General features: G+C 49.2%; 2 rRNA genes. Both read left to right on the forward strand.

Going from position 1 to position 3,100, the window contains the following annotated elements:
- Window positions 1-8 precede the first annotated feature (8 nt).
- Window positions 9-2,887: ribosomal RNA gene (locus M2470_RS18335) — 23S ribosomal RNA — on the forward strand.
- Between the two features lie 106 nt (window positions 2,888-2,993).
- Window positions 2,994-3,100, forward strand: a 5S ribosomal RNA gene (gene rrf, locus M2470_RS18340); the annotation flags it as partial.

The raw sequence follows: 3,100 nt of genomic DNA on the forward strand, positions 1-3,100 counted from the left end.
ATAGGTTATAGAAAGTAAGTAAGGGCAGACGGTGGATGCCTTGGCTCTCGGAGGCGATGAAGGACGTGATAAGCTGCGAAAAGCTTGGGGTAGGTGCAAATAACCATTGATCCCAAGATATCCGAATGGGGCAACCCGGTAGTTTGAAGGACTATCATTCCTGTAAAGGAAAGCGAACGTGGGGAACTGAAACATCTAAGTACCCATAGGAGAAGAAAACAAAAGTGATTCCGCAAGTAGTGGCGAGCGAACGCGGAACAGCCCAAACCAGTATTGTCTAGGCAATTCTGGGGTTGTAGGACCACGTTGTGGCAAGAAGGTTTTGAAGTGGAACGTTTTGGAAAGGACGGTCATAGAGGGTGATAACCCCGTACACGACTCAAAGCTAAAGCCTAGTGGTATCCTGAGTAGCGCGGGACACGTGAAATCCTGTGTGAATTAGCGGGGCCCATCCCGTAAGGCTAAATACTCCCGAGAGACCGATAGCGAACCAGTACCGTGAGGGAAAGGTGAAAAGAACCCCGAACAGGGGAGTGAAATAGACCCTGAACCCGTCTGCCTACAAGCGGTCGGAGCAGCGTAAGTTGTGACGGCGTGCCTTTTGCATAATGAACCTACGAGTTACTTTTGTTGGCAAGGTTAAGTGTCTTAGGCACGCAGCCGAAGCGAAAGCGAGTCTTAACAGGGCGTATAGTCAGCAGGAGTAGACGCGAAACCAAGTGATCTACCCATGGTCAGGTTGAAGGTTGGGTAACACCAATTGGAGGACCGAACTCATAAACGTTGAAAAGTTTTGGGATGAACTGTGGGTAGGGGTGAAAGGCTAATCAAACTTGGAGATAGCTCGTACTCCCCGAAATGCATTTAGGTGCAGCCTTTGATATTACTAGTATGAGGTAGAGCGACTGATTGGATGCGAGGGCTTCGCCGCCTATCAAGTCCAGATAAACTCCGAATGCGTATTAGTTTAGTCAAGGAGTGAGGGCATGGGTGCTAAGGTCCATGTCCGAGAGGAGAATAATCCAGACCATCAGCTAAGGCCCCGAAATGTCAATTAAGTTGTTTTAACGAAGTTTGTCCGCCCAGACAGCTAGGATGTTGGCTTGGAAGCAGCCATTCATTTAAAGAGTGCGTAACAGCTCACTAGTCGAGCGGACGAGCGTGGATAATACTCGGGCATAAATTGACTGCCGAAGCTATGGACCCATTAATGGGTGGTAGGGGAGCATTCCATAATCCGTTGAAGGTAAGAGATAACTCTTGCTGGAGGCTATGGAAAAGCAAATGTAGGTATAAGTAACGATAATGAAGGTGAGAAACCTTCACGCCGAAAGACTAAGGTTTCCTGATCAACGCTAATCGGATCAGGGTAAGTCGGGCCCTAAGGCTAAGCCGAACGGCGATGCCGATGGAAGAAAGGGTTAATATTCCCTTACTACTTCAATGAGCGATGTGGGGACGGAGAAGTGATAGTCCTGCCACCTGACGGAATAGGTGGTTAAAGGGTGTAGGAGTTGATGTTTGTAGGCAAATCCGCAGACAGATCTGAACCTGACAGTACCAGGAGTGCCTCGCACGAATGGAAATGGACGTAATCAGGCTCCCTAGAAAATCCGCTAAGCATATTGTTGAAGTACCCGTACCGTAAACGGACACACGTGGTCGGGTTGAGTATACTAAGGCGCTCGAGTGATTCACGGTTAAGGAACTAGGCAAAATGGTCCTGTAACTTCGGGATAAAGGACGCCAGGAGTAATCCTGGCCGCAGAGAATAGGCCCAGGCGACTGTTTATCAAAAACACATGGCTATGCTAATTAGAAATAAGATGTATATAGCCTGACACCTGCCCGGTGCTGGAAGGTTAAGAGGAGATGTCATCGTAAGAGAAGCATTGAATTGAAGCCCCAGTAAACGGCGGCCGTAACTATAACGGTCCTAAGGTAGCGAAATTCCTTGTCGGGTAAGTTCCGACCTGCACGAATGGTGTAACGATCTGGGCACTGTCTCAACCGTGAGCTCGGTGAAATTGTAGTATCGGTGAAGATGCCGATTACCCGCGATGGGACGAAAAGACCCCGTGAACCTTTACTATAGCTTTACATTGGGTTTGGGCACTGGATGTGTAGGATAGGCCGGAGGCTTTGAAGCAGGTACGCCAGTATTTGTGGAGCCATCGTTGAAATACGGCCCTTTCATTGTCTGAACCCTAACTTTCGATAGAGAGGACACTGTATGGTGGGTAGTTTGACTGGGGTGGTCGCCTCCAAAAGTGTAACGGAGGCTTCTAAAGGTGCGCTCAGGCCGATTGGTAACCGGTCGTAGAGTGTAATGGCACAAGCGCGCTTGACTGGGAGACTTACAAGTCGATCAGGTAGGAAACTAGAGCATAGTGATCCGGTGGTTCCGTATGGAAGGGCCATCGCTCAAAGGATAAAAGGTACTCCGGGGATAACAGGCTGATCGCTCCCAAGAGCTCATATCGACGGAGCGGTTTGGCACCTCGATGTCGGCTCGTCACATCCTGGGGCTGGAGAAGGTCCCAAGGGTTGGGCTGTTCGCCCATTAAAGTGGCACGCGAGCTGGGTTCAGAACGTCGTGAGACAGTTCGGTCTCTATCTATCGTGGGCGCAGGAGATTTGCGAGGCTCTGACACTAGTACGAGAGGACCGTGTTGGACAGACCTCTGGTCTACCGGTTGTTCCGCCAGGAGCACCGCCGGGTATCTAAGTCTGGATCGGATAAGTGCTGAAAGCATCTAAGTACGAAGCCGGCCTCAAGATTAGATCTCCTTATAAGGGTGGTTGTAGACTACGACCTTGATAGGCTACAGGTGTAAATGCAGTAATGTAATAGCCGAGTAGTACTAATAGCCCAAAACTTTCATAGCCTTTAAGGCTGGCATTTCTACAAGATATGTTTGCTGATGTTGTTCTATAGCTAGGACAGCTTGCAGTTTTTCCAAACCAAGTCATACTTAAGATCTTAAAGATATTAAGGTGGTTATTGCGTTGGGGTTCCACCTCTTCCCATTCCGAACAGAGAAGTTAAGCCCAACCACGCCGATGGTACTGCAGTTTGTGGGAGAGTAGGTAGCTGCCG

The sequence above is a fragment of the Parabacteroides sp. PH5-46 genome, assembly GCF_029892785.1.
GTDB lineage: Bacteria > Bacteroidota > Bacteroidia > Bacteroidales > Tannerellaceae > DFXE01.